Raw genomic sequence first — 24,037 nt, forward strand, 5'->3', positions numbered from 1 at the left:
ATAAAAAATATGATGACGCCTTGGGAAAAGTATCAACAAGATCTTAAAAGAGATGACTTTCAGTACGACAGTGCGCAAGAAAATGCAGTAAAGCATTTACAGCGCTTATATGACGATTTAATTGCTCAACCAGCTGAACCAAAAGGCTTTTTTGCAAAGCTATTTGGGAATAAGCAAGTGGAGCCAGTGAAAGGGTTATATTTTTGGGGTGGCGTTGGCAGAGGGAAAACATATTTAGTTGATACTTTTTATGAAGCACTTCCGGGTGAAAGAAAAATGCGTGTGCACTTTCACCGTTTTATGCACCGTGTGCATGATGAGCTGAAAAAACTCAACGAAGTTAAAAATCCTCTCAATGTGGTCGCAGATATTTTTAAAGCCGAAACAGACATCATTTGTTTCGATGAATTCTTTGTTCAAGATATAACCGATGCCATGTTGCTGGGCGGACTGATGGAAGCTCTGTTTGAGCGCGGTATTGTATTGGTCGCGACGTCAAATATCATTCCTGATGAACTGTATCGCAATGGCTTACAAAGGGCGCGATTCCTACCTGCGATAGCCTTAGTCAAAGCGAATACCGAGGTGGTAAATGTAGACTCTGGCATTGATTACCGGCTGCGGACTTTAGAGTCTGCCGAAATATTTCATAGCCCGCTTGATGCACAAGCAGATCTCAACTTATTTGAGTACTTTGACAAATTATCACCAGAGGCAGGTGTCTTGGATGCAGAAATAGAAATTGAAGGAAGAATGATCAAAACACGTAAAGTGTCTGATTGCATTGCCATGTTTGACTTTACACAGTTATGTGAAACCGCCCGTTCGCAAGTTGACTATATGGAAATCAGCCGCCTTTATAACACGGTCATTTTATCAAACGTCAAGCAAATGGGGCAGTCAAATGATGATGCCGCGCGTCGATTTATTGCATTAGTAGATGAGTTTTACGAGCGAAATGTTACTTTGATCATTTCTTGTGAAGCACCAATCAATGACATTTATACACAAGGCACATTAAACTTTGAATTCAAACGTTGTATCAGTCGCTTACAAGAGATGCAGTCACTCGAATATCTATCCCGAGAGCACCTAGCTTAATAAAATAAGATTTCTGGCGGAAAAGTCAGCCATACGCTGGTTTTTCCGAACTACCCTTGCTATAATCCGCGGCCTGCCACGTTGCGTTCTATAGCCCTCGTCGGCTTAGCCACTGACTTGAGGGGCAAAAAAGTCTTAAACTCGAAGGGGTTGAAGCACCATTAGTAGAGCGGTAGTCCTCTGACTACCTGTGGTTTTAACTGAAAACTTTGGATTTTATAAATGAAAACGTTTGTTGCTAAACCAGAAACTGTAAAACGTGACTGGTACGTAGTTGACGCTGAAGGTAAAACTTTAGGTCGTATTGCTACTGAAATCGCTGCTCGCCTTCGCGGTAAGCACAAGGCTGAGTACACTCCACATGTTGACACTGGTGATTATATCATCGTTATCAACGCTGAAAAAGTTACTGTAACTGGTAACAAAGCTCAGCAAAAAATGTACTACGCTCACTCTGGTTACCCAGGTGGTCTTAAGTCTGTTAACTTCGAGAAGCTTCAAGCTAAAAAGCCTGAAATGATCATCGAAAAAGCAGTTAAAGGCATGTTACCTCGCGGTCCTCTAGGTCGTGAAATGTTCCGTAAACTTAAAGTTTACGCTGGTAACGAGCACAACCATGCGGCACAACAGCCTCAGGTTCTAGACATTTAAGGAGCACTATCATGGCAAATCAATACTACGGTACAGGTCGTCGTAAAAGTTCAAGTGCTCGCGTATTCTTACGCCCAGGCACTGGCAACATCGTAATTAATCAACGTTCTATCGAAGAATACTTCGGTCGTGAAACTTCTCGCATGGTTGTTCGTCAGCCACTAGAGCTAGTTGAGCTAACTGAGAAGTTTGACCTATACATCACTGTTGAAGGTGGTGGTATGACTGGTCAAGCTGGCGCAATCCGCCACGGTATCACACGTGCACTAATGGAGTTTGACGAGTCACTACGTCCAGCTCTACGTAAAGCTGGCTTTGTTACTCGTGACGCTCGTCGCGTTGAACGTAAGAAAGTTGGTCTTAAGAAAGCACGTAAGAAGACACAGTTCTCAAAACGTTAATTTATTACGTTTCAGAATTTGCAAAAACCCAGCCTTGTGCTGGGTTTTTTGTTTTGTGTAACCTTTGTAATTTGCCCTGTGCTGCAACCTTTGTTATCTCAATTTTTCTCCACTGAGTTTAATAAACTTTCAAAAAACTCTAAAAATTAGTGTTGTTGAACGTTTACCCATCAAATTCTTTGCTACACTTGCATGGCAAGTAAATTATTCGCGATTTGAACTGATTAATTTTCTGGTGATTTAGACAGAGGTTGATCTTGGTCAGAGAATCGTTGCATAAGACGTCATATCATAACCTGTCGTTTCTAATTTTGGCTGTTATTTGAAGTAATTATCGCTTTGATAGCATCTAAAGTGGAATAGTAATAACCCTGTTATAGATAGGGGTTTTACTTATGATCGCGTCTATTTTGAAATATCTTAAAATTAACCTGCTGTAACTGATGTTCTCAATATAGCAAGTGTTGAGGATCATAGTGGAGATAAGTGGATGAGCAATGCGCCTGTAGACAACAGCCGACGTCGCTTTTTAACTATCGCTACCTCTGTTGTAGGTGGCGTTGGTGCGGCTGGAGCTGCTGTTCCTTTTATTGCGTCTTGGAATCCAAGTGAGCGTGCTAAATCTGCAGGGGCTCCTGTAGAAGTGGACATAAGCAAACTTGAGCCTGGACAATTAATTCGTGTTGAGTGGCGAGGTAAGCCTGTATGGGTTATTTATCGCACCCCAAAAATGCTAGAACAAATGAAACAACACGAAGACCAACTTCGTGACCCTAATTCCGATGAAGCGCAACAACTTGAATCGGCGAAGAATAACTATCGCTCTAAGCGTGAGGAGATATTTGTCGCGGTTGGGATCTGTACCCACTTGGGTTGCTCTCCAACGTTTATGAACGGTGGGTTTGGTGAAAAAGTTGAGGGTACGGCGGATGGTTTCTTCTGTCCGTGTCACGGCTCCAAGTTTGATATGGCTGGACGCGTTTTTCAAAACGTCCCAGCACCGTTAAATCTGGAAATCCCGCCATACACCTTTCTAGATGACACCACTATCTTAGTGGGTGAAGAACAAGGGGTGGCGTAATGACTAGTAAATACGAAGAACAAACCGCTACGGGTGATAACACCACAACCAAATCGGGTGGTGTAGTGAGTTCAGTGGTCAATTGGATTGACGACAGAATTCCGATGACTCGAGTCTGGAACATGCATATTGCACAGTACCCAGCACCTAAAAACTTTAATTTCTGGTACCTTTTCGGTTCATTAGCCATCTTAGTACTGGTCAATCAAATTGTGACGGGCATTTGGTTGACGATGAACTTTGTGCCTTCTGCTGAAGGGGCATTTGCGTCAGTTGAATATATCATGCGTGACGTTGAATACGGCTGGCTATTACGTTATCTCCACTCCACCGGGGCTTCAGCATTTTTCGTTGTTGTTTACCTGCATATGTTCCGAGGTATGATCTACGGCTCTTATCAAAAGCCCAGAGAGCTTTTGTGGTTATTTGGTATGTTGATCTTTCTCGCGCTGATGGCCGAAGCATTTATGGGGTACCTATTACCTTGGGGACAGATGTCGTTCTGGGGTGCGCAGGTTATCATTTCATTGTTCGGTGCTATTCCAGTCATTGGTGAGGACTTAACACTCTGGATCCGTGGTGATTATGTTATCTCAGGCGCCACCCTGAACCGCTTCTTTGCTTTGCATGTTATAGCATTGCCACTGGTGCTGGTGATTCTTGTTTTCCTCCATATTGTGGCGCTACATGAAGTCGGCTCGAACAACCCTGATGGTATCGAGATCAAGCGCAAAAAAGGCTCTGTTGCAGAAGAAGACAAACCTAAATTTAAGTTCCATGAATATTATACCAACAAAAAAGATGTGGTTGATGCAATCCCATTCCACCCTTATTACACGGTTAAGGACATTTTAGGGGTCGCTGGGTTCTTAATATTGTTCTGTTGGGTCGTATTCTTTATGCCTGAAATGAATGGTTTCTTCCTCGAAGCACCGAACTTTGAAGCTGCAAACCCGCTTAAAACGCCAGAACATATCTTCCCTGTTTGGTATTTTACGCCTTTCTATGCGATTTTACGTGCTATTCCTGATAAACTGTTCGGGGTAGTGGCTATGGGTGCCTCAATTGTCATGCTGGCACTGTTACCATGGCTGGATAGAGGTAAAGTTCGTTCTATCCGTTATCGCAGTATTTGGCATAAGTTGAATATTGCTCAGTTTGTTGTGACCTTCCTAATTTTAGGTTGGGCAGGCGCGACACCGCAAACTGTGCAATCAACCATTTTGTCTCAGATTTGTACTGTGACGTATTTCATGTTCTTTGTATTACTGTACGTATATTCCAAGAACGAAGTAACAAAGCCACTACCAACGAGGTTGACGAAATGATGAAAAAGCTATTGATCGGTTTATTCGCATTGTTGCCAACCTTTACAATGGCGGCAGGTCCAACAATGCCTTTGATGGACGCTAACATTGACCTAAGGGATAAAGCTTCATTACAGCGTGGCGCCAAACTGTTTATGAACTACTGTTTGGGTTGTCACCAGATGCAGTACCAGCGTTATGAGCGTACGTTTCGTGATATTGGTATTCCAGTAGAAATAGGTAAAGAGACATTAATTTTTAATGACTCTAAAGTGGGTTCGCATATTCTTAATGCTATGTCTAAAGAGGATGCTGCGAAATGGTTTGGTGCTGCGCCACCAGACTTAACGTTAATATCTCGTGTTAAATCGCCAGATTATATCTACACCTACTTAAAGTCATTTTACAGAGATGAGTCTCGTCCTTTTGGTGTGAATAATGTTGTGTTCCCACTGGTGGGGATGCCTCACGTTCTACAGGAGCTGCAAGGTTTACCAATGCCAATCACTGAAGAGGTGGTTGAGGGTGATGAAACTGTAACCAAAGTTGTGGGTGTTGAAACTGACGGCTCCGGTGAGATGAGTGACGATGAATATGACCAAGCAGCAAGAGACCTTACAAACTTTTTAGCGTATGTGGGTGAACCTTCGCGACTAGAATCTGAGGCAATAGGTATCAAAGTGCTCGGATTCTTGGTAATCTTCTTCATCTTAGCTTTCTTCTTGAAGAAAGAGTACTGGAGAGACGTTCATTAATTTGAACACTCAATGGTGATTTTAGGTAATAGGGGCTTATGCCCCTATTGCTGTTTAAAGTGATTTGATTACTTTGTGATTATTTTATGGAGGTAGGCATGGCCGTAGCTGCCAACAAGCGCCCAGTTATGACTCTTTTTTCTGGTGCAAACTGTATGTATAGCCATCAGGTTCGTATCGTTTTAGCAGAAAAAGGTGTAAGTGTTGATATTCATCTGGCTGAAAAGGATAACTTGCCAGAAGCGCTACACGAAATTAACCCATATGGTACTGTACCAACCTTGATCGACCGCGAACTAGGTTTGTACCAGGCAAATATCATTATGGAATATTTGGATGAGCGTTTCCCGCATCCACCGTTAATGCCAGTATACCCAGTAATGCGTGGCCGCAGTCGTCTGATGATGCACCGCATTGAAAGCGATTGGTATAGCCTTGCTGAGAGAATTACGACTGGAAATGATGCTGAAGGCGCTCGTAAAGAGTTAACAGAAGCACTACTTGCTGTAGCCCCTATCTTTGGCGAAGCACCTTACTTTATGAGTGAAGAGTTTAGCTTAGTTGATTGTTTTATGGCGCCACTATTATGGCGTTTGCCTGAGCTAGGTATTGAGCTAACTGGCAGCGGTGCAAGCGAATTGAAAGATTATATGCTTCGTCTATTTGAACGTGAGTCTTTCCAAGCATCGTTAACCGATATTGAGCGCGAGATCCGCAGCTAATGACGTCTAATCGACCTTATTTACTTAGGGCGTTTTACGATTGGATTGTGGATAATCAATGCACACCACACGTTGTAGTCAATGCAAATTATCCACAGGTTCAAGTCCCAGTGCAATTTGTTCAAGATGGACAAATTGTGCTGAATGTGAGTCCAAGTGCCGCTAATAACTTTCTGATGGATAAAGAAGCGCTGAGTTTTAGTGCTCGCTTTTCAGGGCAGCCAATGCAGGTATATGTGCCTGTTGGTGCCGTGCTGGCAATCTATGCAAGAGAAAATGGCGAAGGTACGATCTTCTCTGAGTCAAATTTGGAAGAAGAGTATTCGCAAGACGTTGATGAAGTTGAGCAAGAGCCAAGCGTTGAAGAGTCAGACTCTTCTGAGCCAAAAGAGCCAAGCTCTAGCGAAGAGAAGCCTAAAAAGGGCGCTCACTTACGCGTAATAAAATAATAAAAAAACCTGCTAGTGCAGGTTTTTTCTTTTCAGTCTTAAGGTCGTATTAAAGGTATTCAAAGGCCTTGATAACCCTTTCAACGCCATGGATATTACGAGCAATGTCGACGGCTTGTTCGGCTTCATCTTTAGCAACCATCCCCATTAAGAAAACTTCAGCATTTTCGGTAATAACTTTTATATTACTGCCATTCACATTGTCACTGGCGAGTAATTGTGTTTTCACTTTAGAGGTTAGCCAAGTATCATGAGTTTGCGTTGATAGGCCAATATTGCTGCCAATTCTAACTTGATTGAGCAAGCGCTTTACACCCATTACATTGGTAACCGCACTGTTTGCTTCAGTGCGCATTTCCTCATTGGCAACCTGGCCTGTCAATAACACGGTGCCATTGACACTGACGACATTAATATTGGCATGCTTGGCTAAGCGTGGGATCTGTTTTAGCGCTAATGTGGCTTTTATTTCAATGCTGTTGTCATCAATTTGCGAACCGATTGTTCGCCTATCGTTTGCAGCGGATACTGCACTGGCAGTACCAGCAACCACAGCAACGGCACAGCCTTGGATAAATAAAACAGCACAAAGCAACAAGATGGGTCTTAAATACATACTAATCATCCTGAGGAAAAAGAATATTATCAATAAGTTGGCTAAGGCAATGCACGGTAAATAAATGAGACTCTAGAATGCGACTCGCTCGTTTACTAGGCATGCGAATTTCAACATCATTAGGGCCTAACAAACCCGTTAACTCCCCCCCATCATTACCTGTTAAAGCAATGATTTTTAAGTCTTTAGTCAGTGCTGATTCAACTGCACTGATGACTTCTTTTTCATTCCCGTTAACCGCAATTGCAAATAGGAGATCTCCCTCTTGCGCAATGGCCCTAATTTGTCTAGCGAAGAGCTCATGGTGTGCGTTAGGTGTTTGACCACTCAAGTTAATATTCGACTGACTAAGCGTCAGTGCGGGTAAGCATGGACGTTCAGTTTCATAGAAATTGATAAGTAAACTGGCAAAATGTTCAGCAAGCATATGGCTACTTGGCACTCCGCAACATATTAATTTATTACCATTAATTAATGTTTGCGATATGACATAAGCGGCGGTTTCTAATTGCTCTGCAACTGCTTCTCCGGCAGCGATCTGTGCCTGTATACTCTCGGTAAAGATGGCTTTGATAGATTCTTGCATATTAAAAAACGTTCTTTATCCATTGTATAGCGTGAGGACTATCCCCCTGTATTGCAACAAAGTCTACGCGTAGAGCGCGATTATGCAAGGCATAATCTTGAGTATATTGATAAATACTGCGTCTCAAGCACTGTTGCTTTTTGGCTGATAATGCATTGACTGCACCACCGTAGGCTTTACTTTTTCTAAATTTCACTTCAACAAAAACCCAAGTATTCGCTTCTTTCATAATGAGGTCTATTTCCCCAAAACGACACAAGTAATTGCGAGTGACAGGTTTAAGACCTTGCTTTATCAAATATTGTTCCGCAATTACTTCGTAGTGTTGACCTTTTTCACGGGTATTGCCAAATAGTCCTTTTAGCATAAAAGTTCCTTTTTTCGTCTTCTTTGCTCAGCAACACTGTCCTTTATTGCTCCGCTTGTTGCATAAACAGCGGAGTAGGTGGGCGTTCATCCAAGCTAACTAAGCGAATTCGATTTTTGTGATATTGCGCCCAAATTAGTTTTCTGTGTATCTGGTTTGCTTCTTTAATGCTGAGTGCACCTGTGAGGCCTTCGAACTCTTTTCCTGGTATTTTATTAAGCTGCTTAAGTTCTGGTATCAAGTTTACGGCATCGTACGCCATGGCAAATAAGCGCTGCTCTATGTCAGCTTGTTCTGGCCAAAGGCGAGAGTACGTATCACGTAAATTACGTTCGTTGACGGCATCTGGGAGCATCCAAGGCAACTCGGTGAAGTACAAGCCTTCTAAGTCTCCCTTGTCTGTTTTGTCTATTTGCTTGCTATAGCTACGGGAACTTGCATAGAGAGGAATACGCTCTGCAAAAGTGCTGACATTAACATCTAAATATGGCTTTAGCAGTCTTGTTTCTATCGCATCGCCAAGAATGTATATGGCGTCTAAATCACGTCTAGAGCGCGTTTCACTTTCAACTTCACTGCGAAATAGATTTTTTACTTCTTTAATCCGGGTTTTTGAGCTGTCGACTTCTAATAGTTCTGTAATGACTTTAACCATGTCTTCGCTGTTTGAGTAAAAGCCGACTTCGGGGTGGGTGTCACTAAAGCCTTGCCATTGTTGGTTAAAGTGAGCAATTAAGCGTTGCCCGGAAGGCGTATCAGGCGCAAGAATCATCGGCTTCTGATAGCCTTTTGCTAAAAAGTGAACCATGGCTTGTTCGACTTCATGCTCAGGGTTAAGCGCAAAGTAAAAATGCTCAGAATGTACACGCTCTGCTTCTGATTCATCGACTTCATTTAAGAAGATTGCAGGAGAGCTCGCAACGTAACTGCTACTTTTTACCTTGACAACATTAGACTTGAGAAGAGGCCCGATAATAAAGTCCGCTTGGATTTTTTGCAGGCTTCTTTCAATTAACTCGGGGCTGTCCATCTCGTCAATAAAGTAGATCTCAGATATTTTGCTTCTGTCCATTGCAGCCAGAAAGCCGTTTTTAAGTGCTGCGCCAAGGCGTTCGCTGCTGCCGGATTGTGGTAGCAAAATGGCCAGCTTTGTAGCCTGATAGGGGGCTAGGTTGATATCTGATTTAACTTTTGTTGGAATAATAAAGCTACCAGGGTGGTTTTTATAACGACGTTGCCAGTTATTCATCGCTTGATGTAATTGCACTGTTGAGCCTAGGTAAACCTGATGATACTTAGCGAGTTTAACCCACCCTTGTTGAATCACAGAGCCACGATCAAAGCGTTCTAATGCATAAGATGAAAGCTGTTGTAATGCCGCCCAAACCTCGCTGTCCAGCCCCGCTATCGCAAGTTTATTTTGCTGAGCTATATCTGCACTTTTGAAATAGTGGACGAGTGCTTTTTTAGGTAAATTTTGTGAGGCAAAAATGCTACCGGTTAGATATTGGTGCCAAGCTTTGTGCTCTGGAAGTTTTAACTTCTGAGCAACGCTTTGCAGTATTTCGTGAGCACTTTCGTATTTTTTGAGTTCTTTGCGGGCTAAAGCGACATACAGTTTGTTTTGTACATGATCGACACTGGCTTTCGATTCTAATTCAATACAGGCCTGTTCTAATATTTGCCAGTTTTTCTCTGTAATAGCTGCTTCTCGCGCATTATAAAGGAGCTGAATGCGAGCCGCGCCATCTTTTTCTAGGCCTTTTTTATAGAGTGCTGCAGCATCTAAATCTTGCACAATTTGCGGTGTACTGAGCTGTGATTGAGCGTTTGTGGGTGGTTGAGTGCTATTAGGGGTTGTGCCACAGGCAGATAACCCTGACAATATGGCCATAATTAGACTTATTTTTTTCAGTTGCACGCGTATACCTTCACTCATCACTTTGTATGTGAATATCTTACTGACTGATCTTGGAGACCTCAATGACAAAAGCCGAAACCACTAATAAAATTGGCACCCTTTATATCGTGGCCACGCCCATCGGTAATTTAGAAGACATCAGTGAACGAGCGCTGAAGACTTTGGCTGAGGTCGACTTAATTGCCGCGGAAGATACCCGCCACACAGGTAAATTACTTAGTCACTTTAATATTAAAGCAAAAACCTTTGCTCTGCATGATCACAACGAAAAACAAAAAGCACAACAAATCTTAGATTGGCTAAATGAAGGAAAAAACATTGCCTTGGTTTCTGATGCTGGTACGCCGCTGATTAGCGATCCTGGCTATGCCGTTGTGAACATTTGCCGAGAGACAGGCGCACAAGTAACACCGATCCCTGGCGCGTGTGCGGCCATTGCGGCGGTTAGCTGCTCAGGACTACCGACAGACAAATTTCAATTCTTAGGCTTTACACCAGCAAAAAGTCAGGCACGGCAACAGTTTTTTATATCTGCTCATGAGTCTGGGATCACCAGCATCATTTATGAGAGCACACACAGGATTATGGCAAGCTTGAATGACTTGTCAGACGCACTAGGTGAGCAGCAGCATGTGGTATTTGCCAAAGAACTGACAAAAACTTATGAAACGTTTTTTAGTGGTCCTGTTAGCGAGTTGATTATATTTTTAACCGACGAGCCTGAGCGTCAGCGTGGCGAGTTGGTACTCATGTTACCTGGGAAGGGCAAGGAAACAGCAGCAATTACGCCAGAGGCACAAAAGTTAATTTCGCTTTTGGAAGCTGAAATGCCACTTAAAAAGGCATGTGGTGTGGCTGCTGAGTATTTTGGTCTGAAAAAGAATGCATTGTACAAGGCAATTATTGCACAAAGAGAAGAATAGCAAAAAATCCGCTGTGCTTTAGGCTAGAAACAGGTATAATGCGCCGCGAGTTGGCCGGATAATCGCTGCTTGTGACGAAAATGATCAAGGGGAGGAAAGTCCGGGCTCCACAGGGCAGGGTGCCAGCTAACGGCTGGGGGGTGTAAGCCCACGACAAGTGCAGCAGAGAGAAGACCGCCAACCTCGGTTGGTAAGGGTGAAAGGGTGCGGTAAGAGCGCACCGGGCCACTGGTAACAGTTGGTTGCAAGGTAAACTCCACCCGGAGCAAGACCAAATAGGGTTCCTTACGGTGTGGCCCACATCGGAACCGGGTAGGTTGCTTGAGCCTAAGAGCGATTTTAGGCCTAGACGAATGATTATCACCTCGCAAGAGGAACAGAACCCGGCTTATAGGCCAACTCACTAATTTTAGTAGCCGCTTGCATAGCCAAGCGGCTACTAGCCTTCATCTTATAAATTTTTCTAGCTGCAGCAGATTAGCACGCAAACCCAATTTCAAAGTTACCTCGATTCAATAGACTAAAAGCGTAAATCTTTGCTTGTTCGCTTACCATGTCATTTTAAGCAAACGCTTACCTACTCAGGCATATCAAATCATCATTAGGACAACACAATCGTTGTGCTTCTATCCATCTTATTATTTTTATATTTTAAATAATGATGTTTCAAGCATGCTTTAATTCCTTCCATTTTTTTGCACATTTGCATGTCATAAACCCTAAGTTGAACTGTATCTGTCAATTAATAGGGGGTATTAATATTATGATGCGGACTAAACTGTGTCTGGCCTTATTGACTTTGGGGGCAACCGTTCCCAATAGTACTGAAGCTGCTATGGCACCATTAACAATCCATGTTGATGAAAATACCAAAACAAACACCACCATTGGTCAGGTGAGTTTTGTTAATGGTGAATCCGATAAAACGGTACGTTTAGAAGTCGGTAAAACGGACATAAAAAACTGGGTAACCAATGGTGAAGCATTCGAGCCAATCTCATTTGCCTCAAGTTTTACGCAAGCGCCGATTGTTTTTGGTCAGATCCAATCCAATAGTGACTATGCAGTAGAATATGAAGTCAGTACTTACTCTTATTCTGGCATAACGAGCAAAAACAATAGTAGACTGTTGATGCGTCACCGCTTAGATAACGTGAGTGCGCAGGGCTTTGAGGCCGTATTGGAGTCTGAGCTCGATAAAAAAGGCACCAGTGTTATTCAAAGCTTTATCAATACCGGTGAGGGCGAAACGCTTGGCTGGATAGCATTTGCTGAGCCGATCTCAGCGCTTTGGAATAACAAGCCATTTGAAGTTTCAAGCACAGGCACTGCGGTGACGCATCAGGTTCATGGCCATGCGTTTAGTGCGCCAATTACAGAAACCCCAACGATTTTAACCTCCTTAGCATCATACAATGGCACATCTCAAAGTGGTGTGGCGATTGATGAGGTCTCTGCAAACCGTGTAAAAGTGCACATTGATAATATTGATGATGACGCCCATGCGGCTGAAAACGTTAATGTGTTTGCACTGCAAGGTTCAGGCTTACTATTTACAGAAAGCTTGGCGATTGTAGGTGAAACGGGCGTCATCAAGGTCTCTGACTCAGGCAGTGATGCGCCATTTTCTATCACGTTTTCGAAATCTTATAACAACCCAGTTGTATTCGTTCAAGCGGTCGGGATAGACAAAGACATCGTTGATGCGGCGGTACGCTTCAATTTCGTTGCGCCAATGATGCTGCAAGGGTATTTGCATGCCGATAATGAAAGTGTAGTACCAAACCGCTTTGGCGAGTTTGAACTGCATTATCAAATTTTTGAAGCAGGCCGTTGGGATATACCGCTAGAGCACTATAGCTATGAAATCGTGTCTGGTAATGACGCGGGTGTATTCTCTATTGATGCAATCAAAGGTGACATTAAAGTTGCTGACCAAACACAGTTGGATTTTGAGCTGGGCAATAATCAGTACGTATTAACAGTGCGTGTGAAAGATGGGGCAGGCAATACGTATGATTCGACTGTTACCATTAACGTAAACGACATTAATGACTCCCTGAACAACAATGCACAATCTATCGATGGCTTAGAGGCCGCTGATTGGACTGGTTGGACTGTTGCACCTGCGGGGGATGTGAACGGCGACGGTTTTGACGATATTATTGTCGGTTCGCCTCAAGCAGATGTGCGCCGCAGTGACGGTTCTCTGATATTGGAAGACAATGGTGCTGCGTATGTGTTATTCAGTGATGCAACGGGTACATTCCCGTCATTAACCGAGGTGAGACAAGGCACGCAAGGCTTTGGCATCATGGGGGCTGCATCTGGTGATAACGCAGGTTTTGCGGTCGCAGGTGGCGTGGATATTAATGGCGACGGTTTGTCAGACGTTGTGGTTGGCGCTCCCTATGCAGGTACAAATGGTGAAAATTCAGGTTCAACTTACGTTATATTTGGTAAAACAGACACCAACTATGTGCCGTTGTCTGATTTAAACGAGGGGGGCAGCGATGACGGTTTTGCTATTCATGGTGCTTATACTGAAGACTACGCTGGTGGTACGTTAGTCGTCGGCGATGTGAATGGTGATGGTCTAGGTGACATTGTTATCGGCGAAACAGTTACGCGTTTTTTAGCAGGAACGGGGTCATTTGAATTAAGAGACTTGCTAGAAGATGGCACGGCAGACCCTAACTTAGCCTATGTTGTTTACGGTAAAAAAGACAACAATATGGTTCAGTTAGCCAATGTTGCGACAGACTACAATACGCAAGGTTTTGCGATTACTCGCCCAAGCAGAAGGCTATTCAGTGGCTGGCACTACGGTGCACAAGTATTACCAACTGGTGATTTTAACAGTGACGGCCTGACGGATTTTATCGTGAGCCACGGTTTATATGTTGATACATCGGGTACCAGTTATGTGGCGTATGGCCGTATCGGTGGCGAATCGATTAAATACAACAGCATCAAATCTAATGGAAATGGTATCAAAATCATCCCTGAAGGCAGCGGCAACTATGGTTTTAATTTTGGTCGTGCAAGCTTAAATACACTGCCTTCATTTACGACCTCTCACGTTGGTGACGTGAATGCCGATGGTGTTGACGATATTGCGTTATTGTTGACTGATACAGGGTGTTGTTCTGCTATTGATCATCCGCGTGCGTATATCTTATTTGGTGGGGTAAACGTTGCCGATGAAATTAACTTAGCGGATATTGCACAAGGCAACGGCGGTTTTGTTATTCATAATGATGCGTCCAATATTGATCACAGTGACTTGCAGGTTATTTTGGGTTCTATCGGTGGTGCAGGTGACCTAAATGGTGATGGTTTTGATGACATTATTATTGGCGATCCGTTTGCAGAAGATAACAAAGGCCGTGTGTATGTCGTATACGGACGTGCAGGTACAGATCCTGTTTATCTAAGCGAAATTATTGAGACAAAACAAGGTTTTTATTCTGAAGGTAACGGTGGCGAGCAGTTAGGTCAGTTCATCGCCAGCGCGGGTGACATCAATGGCGATGGCATCAAAGATATTCAATTTGGTACGCCTTCTGCTGATAAAAACAATTTAAACAACACCGGTGCAGTTTATGTATTAAACGGTGACGGTAATTTAGTGACACTTTGGGGCACCGAGGGTGACGATATAATTACAGGTGCAGCAATCGCAGATAATATCGCGGCAGGAACAGGTGATGATGTCATTCGCACCAATGGCGGTACTGATGCGGTGTATGCAGGCCCCGGTGAAGATACCATTTATATTTCTGACAACACGTTTACTCGTATCGACGGGGGTGGTAATACAGATATATTAATCTTTGAAGGCGCAGGCATTAATCTAAATCTCGCAGCACAAGCATCTCGTGTTCGTAATGTTGAGGTGTTTGATATTCGAGGCTCTGGTGCAAACTCCATTACACTCAATAAAAGTGTCAGCAGCAACTCAAACTTGCGCATTTTGGGGGATGATGATGACTACATTGGTGCAGCGAACAACCAATGGGTTGATTCAGGCACAACGCAAGTTATCGACAATATCACCTATAAAGTGTTTACAGCAGGCTCTGCAACGATGTTAGTGCAAGACGGTGTGAGTATTGCTGTTAACAATGCGCCTACCATTGAAGCGCAATCTTTTACTGTGAGTGAAGCCTCTGCGAGTGGCACTGAGATTGGTACTATTTTGGCCGATCCTAATGATGTCGGCGACTTTGTAACTTTCCAAATCTTAAGTGGCAACATAGACGGTGACTTAGTACTAGATGCACAAACTGGTGTATTAAGCATCAGTTCCGAAATTTCTCGTTTAGACTTTGAAAACACCTCAACGTATAACTTAGAGGTCATCGTTTATGACCAATACAACACAACGGATGTGGCAAGCATTACCGTTGATGTATTAGATATGGAAGCCATGACCATCAGCTTCGCAGGAGACGCAAGTGGTGAGGGCAGTTATTGGGGTAATAATACGGTTCTTGAATTGCTCGGAATGAATTCACCGGATTGGGCATCAACTGAAACAAAAATGACTTGGACGCTACCTGATGAAGATACTGGCGCGGCAACATGGCCCGCGTTTAGAGTACAGTCTGGTGGTAAAATTCATTATGTGGGTGGTCTTGATGTCTTTGGTGGTTGGGTTGAAGCAGATATCCCACTAGCCATGGACTTAAAATACCCTGATGAAATTCAAGTAGGTCAACCCGTTAATCTAACCACGCAATTTAAAGTGGACCCACATTCTAACTTTATGGCGTCATCCCCTGGTGTGCAAATCTCAGCTGAGTTAATTGTTGAAGATTTCTTCATGAGCTTTGAGTCTGAGGTATTCCCAAATCTGAATGACACAACCAAGATTGATTATGGCTCATATAAGAAAAGTGTCGGTTCGGAGTCATCTGGCGTTTATGGAGACAACTGTGCCAATGCTTTAAATCGTGCCGATTGTTACAAGTTGGACGAGGGTGTGGAGGTTTATGATTTAACACGTGAGCTAACGGATGACGAAATTGCTACGCTCATTGCAGAACATCACTATGAGTTATCGCTAGCAACAACAATTGCGCACGCAAGACAAGTTAGTTCAAACCTAACGTACGATACCAGCATGGTTGACGGCGACTACCTTGTGGATGTTGTTTATGCCCATCTAGGTGCGACGGATGGATTTGAGATTATCAGCACCGATCACTCTGACCCATTGGCATCGATCACATCTTTCGTCCGTACTGAAACGACAGACGAAGAGATTGCTTTATATATCAGAAATCTAACCCGCGATACATTAGCTGCTGATGTCGCAAACAGCGCTAGAAAAGCGATTGAGAAAGCCATTAACTTAGAGGTAGATAAGTTACGCTTCCTCGCCGGTCATGACTTAATTGATTGGGTGTCTGAAGAGGTATATTGGGGGAAAAATTGGACCAAATGGCATGCTAAAGCGGGCATGGAAGCGGTCGAAGGCACCTCTGAGCAGTGTATTGACGACTTTTATGCACCAGTTGGCGAAGATTTGTATCGTAGCTATAAATTCAGCACCTTAGATACCTTTGTTAGTATTACATTGGATTTGTTCCAAGATTTTGAATTGAACGTCGAGCCTTCAGCAATCTTAGTGTTAGAAGATGGCACAGAAATTTATTTTGACCCAGAAGATGACATCGTATTCACGCCAGAGCTTGCGCATGATGTTAATAACGATGGCATGATCGATGCCACATTAACGGTTGATGTTCAGTCTAAGTTTGTGAACAACAGTAAAATGAAAGCGTCATATAAAATGCCGTTTAAGTTCTTAGAGTTTTCTTACAATGTGCAAGAGGCGGTATGTACTGATGCCCAAGCCTACTTTATGGGTAAGCAAGGCATACAGTACGAAAAAGGTTCATATGGCCCGTTAATGGATAGTGAGTGGGTGTTCGAGTTTTCTGACACGGATTTTGGTGGCCCAACTGAGATCACACTGGCACAAAATTCATATACCACGCACCTATCGTTTGACTTATGTAATACCAATGGCGTGTGCGGCGAGCCGGTATTGTCTTACAAAAATAATGCGCCAGTGGCATCTGATATCACAGTAACGGGTGACTTTATTGGTAAGTTTGCTGTACTAGGGACTTATACTTACTCGGATCCAGATGGTGACATCGAAGAGGCGACGCGTTTTCAATGGTATCGCTCTGCAACGGGCAGTGAGACAGATGCACAAGTGATTGATGGTGAACTCTACCAATCATATACCTTGGCATTAGACGATATTGATAACTATGTGGCATTTTGTGTGACACCTGACGATGGCACAGATCTTGGCAGTCCAGCATGTTCTGAATGGACTTATGTAGAAAGCCCATTCCACAAAGACTTGTCTATCATCAATGGCTTCGGTCAATCTATTGTGTTTGATGGCGCTGATCAGAGCATGGTTCAAACTCTGAATTCAGGTTTCAATCCGAATAGCTCCTATACAATAGAAGCGTGGGTGAAAGTGAATGTATTGAACCCAGATGATAATTCAAACTTAATTACCTTTACACAGGGAGAGAATACCTCAAAAGCTGCAATCAGAATTTTAACTGATGGCCGTTTACGTATCAAAGCAACCAATACCACATTTAAATCGACAGAAACAGTGACTGTTGGTCAGTGGCAGCATTATGCCATCAGCTATGATCAGCCAACACAACAGTTATCTGTGTATTTAGATGGTGAATTGATCATCTCTGAAGTTGACGCTGCTGATTCAAGTAATGTGTATTTTGTATGGGGATCAGGCAATGATGGTGTGAGTAAAAAACTCAATGGTCAAATTGATGAGATCCGCGTTTGGAATCAAGCGCTATCGCAAGAGACGATTGCAGCTCATCGAGCATTAAGTGCGTCTTTAAATGACTCAAGGCTTGTGTCTTATTACAACTTCGATACTGTAGTTGACGGTGAAGTAAAAGATTTAGTTGATCAAAGTACGATGTCCCTAGTAAACAGCCCTGACATCGAAAAGCATGACACCTACTTAAAGTTTGATGGTAATGGTGATTATATCAACATTGCTGATGCTAGCGACGGTTCGATAGATTTTGCTGGAGAAAACTTTACTGCTTCAGCCTGGATTTACTTAGAGCCGGGTTCGAATGGCACAAACCGTAACATTTTTGCGAAAAAAATCTCTGCAGCTCCAGGTTACAAAGGTTGGAGTTTAAGTGTGAACAGTTCAAACCGTTTGCAATATCATCATGATGCTGTCAACGATGGTAAAAAGACTTACTCAGGAGGCACGTTTAAGACGGGTCGTTGGTATCATGTTGCAGTGGTCGCCGATTGGGAAGGTGGCAAGGTGAGACTGTATATTAACGGTAGTGAAGTTGGCGGAAATGGCAGTGGTCTAGGGAATAAACGTAATCTGAACAACCATGTACCACTGCGTATTGGCGCATATAGCTCTACCAATACGACATCAAACACTTTCAAAGGTCACATTGATGATGTCGCTATATGGACGCGTGCATTGTCTGAGGATGAGCTGAATATTTGTAAAGATGAAATGGCGTTGGGCTGCGAACAAGACCTATTACTCTATTATGACTTCGAGCAGGAAGCCCATAAAAACAAAGCTGTTGATAGATACAACGGCACTATTTTTGGTGCAGCTGAAGTCAATCATGGTCTTGATGTTAAGTTTACCACGACTGAGTATGCCTCTTTTGTCGGTAAGCTACCAGGTGGCACGGGTGTGACGTTTGGACTCGCTGATGCGCCTGCTTATGGTGACGTGGTCATCAATGAGTATTCAGGCGAATTTACCTATACACCAAATGGTAGCGCAAACGTCGCCAGCGATTCGTTTAGTTATGTCGTTTACGATAACAATGAGGGGTATAGTCTCAAGCAGGTTGTTACCATTGAGTTTGAATAAGTTTATTCATGCATAAAAAGTACAAAGCCGCGATACCAAAAGTGTCGCGGCTTTTTTATCTTGATAAGTCACCTAAGGTATTGCACAGCTAGGTTTTCTGAATCTTGCAATAGCTTGAACTTTTAGCTGTTTGCTAAAGTCTTTATCAATATACTGTTCCTGTTAACTCGGTACATCTCATGGTCTTTGGTTAGTATATCCAAATTAGATAATTCTTTTTAATACAATAATGTAAGAATAAAAATGTAACCCCCATGACATGTTCCTGAAATAAAAAAGTCATTTTTTGTACGTACACTTGCGCGTGCTCACAATTGATTACGTTTTAGGAACATTCGAATGAAAATGAAATTTGTTGCACTCGCAGTGTCTGCGGCTTTACTTACTGGTTGTAATGATGACACTCAAACTGTTGAAGTCGTTAAGGAAGTTGAGGTTACGAAAGAAGTTGAAGTGGTAAAGGAAGTCGTTAAAGAGGTACCTCCGACACCAGTCACCTCTGTTAAAAATGTCATTTTAATGATTGGTGACGGCATGGGCCCTCAGCAAGTTGGCCTGCTTGAAGAGTATGCACAGCGCGCACCTAATTCAGTATACAAAAATAAAAATAACCAAACCGCGCTTTCTAAGTTTGCCAATGCAGGCCACTTGGGCTTATCGCTGAACGCTCCACATGGACCAACAGGCAGCCTAGTTACAGACTCCGCGTGTTCTGCAACACAGCTAGCGACAGGTATTTCTGCAGGTTCTGAGATGATAGGCTTAGACACTCAGGGCAATAAAGTTGCGACCATCTTAGAGAAAGCGAAAGCGATGGGTAAAGCGACAGGTTTAGTTTCGGATACTCGTATTACTCATGCGACACCTGCTGCTTTTGCTTCACACCAACCTCACCGTTCTTATGAAGACAAAATCGCGGCTGAACTTATTTCTTCTGGTAATGTAGACGTGATGCTTTCGGGTGGAGCACGTGTTTTCTTACCTCAAGACGTTGCATCAAATGAAGCGGTTCAAAAGCAGCTTGCCGAGCTCGGGATGCCTAGCGGTGTTTATAAAAAGTCTAAGCGTAGTGACAACGAGAACCTAGTTGTTGAAGCAAAAGATCAACACGGCTATGCATTGGCATTTGATAAAACCCAATTGATGGATGTAGAAGGCGATAAGCTATTGGGTTTATTTGCAAACTCGGGTATGGCTGATGGTATCGCATACAGAAAATGTCAGCAGGATAACAGCTGTACACAACCTTCATTAAAAGAGATGACAGTCAAAGCGCTTGATGTGTTATCTAAAGATGAAGACGGCTTTTTCTTGATGATTGAAGGTGGTCAAATTGATTGGGCTGGCCACGCGAATGACGCTGGCTGGATGCTAAATGAATTACTTAAGTTTGATGAAGCAGTTGAAGCTGTTCATGAGTGGGTTAAAGACCGCAACGATACGCTAGTTGTTGTAACCGCTGACCATGAGACGGGTAGCTTTGGTTTTAGCTATTCAAATCACAATACGCCAGAGGCGGTTGCATTGCCAGGTGATGGCATGGGTGATGCTCTGTATAAACCAAAATTCAACTTTGGTGCATTAAGTCTACTCGATACGCTTTACAATCAGGAAGGGACGTTCTACGACATCATGGGGGACGTAGATGGCAGTTACAACTTTGCAAATAGCAGTGCAGAGCAGTGGCAAACGGCCATTACAAAGCATACGCCCTATACAGTAACCCTTGAGCAAGCTGCAACGATTCACGAGTCTCATGAAACAAATGACGATGGTCATCCGTTGCCGCATTTTGAAGATTTTTCTGATTTCTATGTATACGGTACGGAAGACTTCACAGGTAAGATTGCGCGAGTTGTTGCAACACAGCAAAATGTGGTTTGGGGCACTGGTACCCACACAGCTGCGCCAGTACCTGTATATGCATTTGGACCAGAGGGCATTACTAAACAATTCTCAACATTGCAGCATCACGTCGATATTGCCAATAAAATGATGGCGGCTCTGGGTGTTAACGAATAAATAAGAAGCTGTTCAATCCAAACAGACAAAGCCATTCTTCGGAATGGCTTTTTTACTTTTTAAAGTTGCGCGTCTTGAGTTGTTAAATAGGCGATGAAATTGTCCATAGGCAGTGGCTTACTGTAAAAATAACCTTGGCCAAAATCACAACCTGCTTGTTTAAGCAGTTCATGCTGCGTAGCTGTTTCAATACCTTCGGCGATGACTTTAAGTCCTAGCTGGTGAGCCATCAAAATCATTGTTTCACACAATACCAAGTCGTCTTGATTATGCTCTATACCATCGACAAAGCGCTTATCAATCTTGATGAACTCGGTATCCATTTGCTTGAGATAAGCCAAAGAAGAGTAACCGGTACCGAAGTCATCCAGTGCTATTGAAAAACCTTGTTGAATGAGTTTGGTTAAACGTTTTTGGCTTCGTCCTTCACCTTGCATCATTAAGCCTTCTGTGATTTCCAGCACCAGCATATCGGGTGTTAATTGGTGCTTGGCTAGTTGGCCTTGCCAAGCTAATAGTGTGGTGTGCTTGGCACTGAATTGCACAGGAGATACATTAATGCTTAATTGCAAGTTAGTGCGTAAATGCTGAGTTTGTTTTAATACATCGACAGCTTGTGTAAAAGCAAATTCACCCAATTGATGGATGAGTTGAGTTTCCTCAGCCAAAGGAATAAAGTTGGCGGGGCTGATCATGCCTTTGGTTGGATGCAGCCATCGAATTAAAGCCTCAGCTTTGGTGACTGCACGGCTTTGCATAGAAACAATAGGTTGAAAATGCATGACAAATTGATTGGCACACAGTGCTTGTCGCATGTCCTTTAGCAGAATAATACGCTGCTCTGCTTGTTCTCGTAGCTCAGAACTAAACAATGCATATCCATTTCTACCCAGCTGCTTTGCCTTATACATTGCTTGATCCGCTGCTTTTAAGAGCTGCTCGGTATTTTCACCATCTTGGGGTGCAAAAGCAATTCCAATACTGGCTGCGATATGACAGGTTTCGTCGGCTAACTCAAAAGGTGCTTTAACCTCAGTCAAGATTTGTTCTGCAAGCGCAATCGCTTGAGACTTGTCTGTGCAGTTATCATATACAAGGACAAATTCATCTCCCCCGATCCGGGTGAGGCGAGCAAAAGATTCTGTTGCTTTTTTTAGTCTTTGCGCAATTTGCGTAAGCAATAGATCGCCATAATAGTGACCCAATGTATCATTAATGTCTTTGAAGTGGTCGATATCCAGCAGAAGCACAGCAAACTTATGTTCTGACAACCCAAACAAGGTATTGAGCTGTTTCTTAAGGCTAGTGCGATTCGGTAAATCAGTCAGTTCATCGATATGGCTTTGTCGCCAAAGTTGCTCATCTTTGCGCTTTTTATCTGTAATATCGGCAAAAATACCGACTCTACGATACGGCTCACCATGTTCATCATAAACGGTATCGATCGTTAACCATTCTGTATAAAACTCGCCATTTTTACGTTTGTTTATGATCTCTCCTTGCCATTTACCAGAAGTGATCAGTGAGCGCCAAAGTTGTTCATAAAAGCTGGGGTCATGTTTTCCTGAGCTCAATATTGAGGTGGTTTTACCGATGGCTTCATGCTGTGCATAACCCGTTATTTTGCTAAACGCCGGGTTGGTATCCAATATATACCCTTGGGCATCGGTGATCACCATACACTCACTGCTATTATTGTATGTGAGCGCGGCGAGGTTAAGTGCTTCTTCTTGCTGTTTTTTCTGACTGATATCGCGCATGATCAGTATCGCTTCATCTATATCAGCGATTTTATGTATACGGATCTCAAATACTGTGTTCTGGCTTTTATCTTTATGTGCGTATTCAAAAACGGTATTTGGTTTGTCCTGCAGTAACGCTAACGCGGCTTTAATTCGAATATTAATATGGGTAGGAAAAATATCGCTTAAGGCGTTGCGGCCTGTCACTCTACTTCCATGTTGATCGAGAATATTTGCTTGTTTATCTAAGCGGAGAAAATCATCAGGAAGTGCGTTTATTAACGTATTAATCTCAGCATGCTTACGGTTTAGTTCATGCTCTGTTGTGATTCGAATATTGGCCATACGCTCAAAATGTTCAGCAAGATCGGCTAACTCTCTAGGCATGCTTTGTTGTTCTATTTTTACTGCCTTGCCTTGAGTTAACGCACCAATCGCATTACTAAAATCTTGCAGTGGTATTAGAAGTGTATTGCGTAATTGTTGACGACCTAGCCAAATTAAAAAACATACGGCAAGTAAGAATGCGACTAATATCAGCGCAAACTGTCGGTTTACTTCATGCAAAGCATCGTCGAACGGGAAATCAAAATAGATATTCAGTTCAGACTCTGGCTGCTCCAGAGGGAGACGCAAGTAGACATGATGTAGTCCATTATTGTCTTCTGAGATAGACACTTTATGAGACACATTACTGGGCCAGTCTTCACTGACGGGGCGACCCAGAGGCTTATCAGAGTATGGGTACTCAGCTACGACTTGTGCAAAATTGTCAGCGATCATGACCCGAGTACCAATTGGCAAAGGTAAATGAGAAAGAGATTCGCTCCAGTTGGTAAGGCGACGAACAGCAAAAATCACCATCTTGAGCTGATTCTCTTCATACACAGGCTGCGCGAAATTGAGGGTTGCTGTATGTACACTTCGGTCTTGTTGATATTCACCAATACTAAAACTTTGCGTTGTAACTGCCTGTAAAAAGTAGGCTCTATCAGCGATGCTAATCGGATCAGTGAGAGGGTACAAAGAACAAAATACGCGCCCGCTGGGTGTTGCCAACCCAAAATTGGCAAATTCTTGATGGAGCAACTTGGCGTGGTGCAATAGCTGAGGACAATCTGAAGTAGGCGATTGAAGTAATTGCTTGTTCGCTGCTAGTTGTTCTAAAAGTTGCTGTGTATCAGCAATTTCTACACGTTGCTGAGTCGCTATCTGATTGGCATAGAAGATCGCATCCTGCTCTTTGATGTGCAGTATGTCGGCTCGCTGCGCAAACAATAACGCTAAGATCAGTGTGAAGCCGGGCAATGACAGTAACAGCATCAACCTAGAAAAGCGTTGTTTTATTGTCGAATAAAGAATAATCAAGTCTCAATTTGTAAATACATGTATATCATAACCGCGTGATGTTAAATCACCAAACTTCGGACAGAAGTGATCACATGGTGGGTTGAGAATAG

At 43.1% G+C, this 24,037-nt stretch carries 16 protein-coding genes and 1 other RNA gene; 12 read left to right on the forward strand and 5 right to left on the reverse strand.

Going from position 1 to position 24,037, the window contains the following annotated elements; translation table 11 throughout:
- Window positions 1–12 precede the first annotated feature (12 nt).
- The 8 genes from zapE (at window position 13) to N480_RS20805 (ending at window position 6,467) form a co-directional block, all read left to right on the forward strand.
- Window positions 13–1,101 (forward strand): cell division protein ZapE, encoded by a 1,089-nt coding sequence (gene zapE / locus N480_RS20770; protein ID WP_063374515.1) that lies wholly within the window; start codon window positions 13–15, stop codon window positions 1,099–1,101.
- 222 nt (window positions 1,102–1,323) lie between these two features.
- A complete protein-coding gene (rplM, locus tag N480_RS20775) occupies window positions 1,324–1,752 on the forward strand; it encodes a 50S ribosomal protein L13 (protein WP_023397225.1) in 429 nt (142 codons plus the stop codon).
- 8 nt (window positions 1,753–1,760) lie between these two features.
- Window positions 1,761–2,153, forward strand: a complete 393-nt coding sequence (gene rpsI / locus N480_RS20780) for a 30S ribosomal protein S9 (protein ID WP_155730519.1) — start codon at window positions 1,761–1,763, stop codon at window positions 2,151–2,153.
- A gap of 490 nt (window positions 2,154–2,643) precedes the next feature.
- Entirely contained in the window at window positions 2,644–3,234 is a 591-nt protein-coding gene (gene petA / locus N480_RS20785) for a ubiquinol-cytochrome c reductase iron-sulfur subunit (protein WP_063374361.1), read from the forward strand.
- 104 nt (window positions 3,235–3,338) lie between these two features.
- Complete coding sequence (locus N480_RS20790; RefSeq protein ID WP_063374516.1) at window positions 3,339–4,562, forward strand: cytochrome b; 1,224 nt, start codon at window positions 3,339–3,341, stop codon at window positions 4,560–4,562.
- On the forward strand, window positions 4,559–5,296 hold the full coding sequence (locus tag N480_RS20795) for a cytochrome c1 (RefSeq protein WP_063374362.1): 738 nt from the start codon (window positions 4,559–4,561) through the stop codon (window positions 5,294–5,296). Before N480_RS20790 ends, N480_RS20795 begins: the two co-directional genes overlap by 4 nt.
- Window positions 5,297–5,394: 98 nt before the next feature.
- The gene (gene sspA / locus N480_RS20800) at window positions 5,395–6,018 is read left to right on the forward strand and encodes a stringent starvation protein SspA (RefSeq protein WP_063374363.1); all 624 of its coding nucleotides are present in this window, start codon (window positions 5,395–5,397) and stop codon (window positions 6,016–6,018) included.
- Window positions 6,018–6,467, forward strand: coding sequence for a ClpXP protease specificity-enhancing factor (locus N480_RS20805; RefSeq protein ID WP_063374364.1), 450 nt, complete (start codon window positions 6,018–6,020; stop codon window positions 6,465–6,467). The genes sspA and N480_RS20805 overlap by 1 nt, the downstream gene beginning before the upstream one ends.
- Window positions 6,468–6,516: 49 nt before the next feature.
- Here the strand turns inward: N480_RS20805 and dolP are convergent, their stop codons facing one another.
- From dolP to N480_RS20825, 4 genes are read right to left on the reverse strand one after another with little or no spacing between them, the layout of a single operon-like run.
- Window positions 6,517–7,083 carry a division/outer membrane stress-associated lipid-binding lipoprotein gene (dolP, locus tag N480_RS20810; RefSeq protein ID WP_063374365.1) on the reverse strand — a complete coding sequence of 189 codons (567 nt, stop codon included), beginning with the start codon at window positions 7,081–7,083 and terminating at the stop codon, window positions 6,517–6,519.
- A 1-nt stretch (window position 7,084) separates the two neighbouring features.
- A complete protein-coding gene (locus N480_RS20815) occupies window positions 7,085–7,669 on the reverse strand; it encodes an SIS domain-containing protein (RefSeq protein ID WP_063374366.1) in 585 nt (194 codons plus the stop codon).
- Between the two features lies 1 nt (window position 7,670).
- On the reverse strand, window positions 7,671–8,036 hold the full coding sequence (locus N480_RS20820) for a YraN family protein (RefSeq protein ID WP_063374367.1): 366 nt from the start codon (window positions 8,034–8,036) through the stop codon (window positions 7,671–7,673).
- A 43-nt stretch (window positions 8,037–8,079) separates the two neighbouring features.
- On the reverse strand, window positions 8,080–9,957 hold the full coding sequence (locus N480_RS20825) for a penicillin-binding protein activator (RefSeq protein WP_063374517.1): 1,878 nt from the start codon (window positions 9,955–9,957) through the stop codon (window positions 8,080–8,082).
- Window positions 9,958–10,019: 62 nt separating this feature from the next.
- Between N480_RS20825 and rsmI the strand changes: the two genes are divergently transcribed.
- The 4 genes from rsmI (at window position 10,020) to N480_RS20845 (ending at window position 20,835) form a co-directional block, all read left to right on the forward strand.
- Window positions 10,020–10,880 carry a 16S rRNA (cytidine(1402)-2'-O)-methyltransferase gene (rsmI, locus tag N480_RS20830; RefSeq protein WP_063374368.1) on the forward strand — a complete coding sequence of 287 codons (861 nt, stop codon included), beginning with the start codon at window positions 10,020–10,022 and terminating at the stop codon, window positions 10,878–10,880.
- A gap of 46 nt (window positions 10,881–10,926) precedes the next feature.
- Window positions 10,927–11,287: RNase P RNA component class A (gene rnpB / locus N480_RS20835), an RNA gene on the forward strand.
- 356 nt (window positions 11,288–11,643) lie between these two features.
- Window positions 11,644–18,813: a LamG-like jellyroll fold domain-containing protein gene (locus N480_RS20840; RefSeq protein WP_063374369.1), complete on the forward strand. Its 7,170-nt coding sequence runs from the start codon at window positions 11,644–11,646 to the stop codon at window positions 18,811–18,813.
- Between the two features lie 339 nt (window positions 18,814–19,152).
- A complete protein-coding gene (locus N480_RS20845) occupies window positions 19,153–20,835 on the forward strand; it encodes an alkaline phosphatase (RefSeq protein ID WP_063374370.1) in 1,683 nt (560 codons plus the stop codon).
- Between the two features lie 59 nt (window positions 20,836–20,894).
- Here N480_RS20845 and N480_RS20850 read toward each other — a convergent pair whose 3' ends face one another.
- Window positions 20,895–23,945 carry an EAL domain-containing protein gene (locus N480_RS20850; RefSeq protein WP_231102294.1) on the reverse strand — a complete coding sequence of 1,017 codons (3,051 nt, stop codon included), beginning with the start codon at window positions 23,943–23,945 and terminating at the stop codon, window positions 20,895–20,897.
- Between the last annotated feature and the right edge of the window lie 92 nt (window positions 23,946–24,037).

Origin of the sequence: Pseudoalteromonas luteoviolacea S2607, assembly GCF_001625575.1 — a bacterium.
In the GTDB taxonomy this organism is placed as follows: domain Bacteria; phylum Pseudomonadota; class Gammaproteobacteria; order Enterobacterales; family Alteromonadaceae; genus Pseudoalteromonas; species Pseudoalteromonas luteoviolacea_E.

Coding starts and splice junctions, on each gene's coding strand:
- sspA (WP_063374363.1), top strand. CDS start 5,395: ATGGCCGTAGCTGCCAACAAGCGCCCAGTTATGACTCTTTTTTCTGGT.
- rsmI (WP_063374368.1), top strand. CDS start 10,020: ATGACAAAAGCCGAAACCACTAATAAAATTGGCACCCTTTATATCGTG.
- zapE (WP_063374515.1), top strand. CDS start 13: ATGACGCCTTGGGAAAAGTATCAACAAGATCTTAAAAGAGATGACTTT.
- N480_RS20845 (WP_063374370.1), top strand. CDS start 19,153: ATGAAAATGAAATTTGTTGCACTCGCAGTGTCTGCGGCTTTACTTACT.
- N480_RS20790 (WP_063374516.1), top strand. CDS start 3,339: ATGACTCGAGTCTGGAACATGCATATTGCACAGTACCCAGCACCTAAA.
- rplM (WP_023397225.1), top strand. CDS start 1,324: ATGAAAACGTTTGTTGCTAAACCAGAAACTGTAAAACGTGACTGGTAC.
- N480_RS20815 (WP_063374366.1), bottom strand. CDS start 7,669: ATGCAAGAATCTATCAAAGCCATCTTTACCGAGAGTATACAGGCACAG.
- N480_RS20840 (WP_063374369.1), top strand. CDS start 11,644: ATGATGCGGACTAAACTGTGTCTGGCCTTATTGACTTTGGGGGCAACC.
- N480_RS20805 (WP_063374364.1), top strand. CDS start 6,018: ATGACGTCTAATCGACCTTATTTACTTAGGGCGTTTTACGATTGGATT.
- N480_RS20820 (WP_063374367.1), bottom strand. CDS start 8,036: ATGCTAAAAGGACTATTTGGCAATACCCGTGAAAAAGGTCAACACTAC.
- dolP (WP_063374365.1), bottom strand. CDS start 7,083: ATGTATTTAAGACCCATCTTGTTGCTTTGTGCTGTTTTATTTATCCAA.
- N480_RS20795 (WP_063374362.1), top strand. CDS start 4,559: ATGATGAAAAAGCTATTGATCGGTTTATTCGCATTGTTGCCAACCTTT.
- petA (WP_063374361.1), top strand. CDS start 2,644: ATGAGCAATGCGCCTGTAGACAACAGCCGACGTCGCTTTTTAACTATC.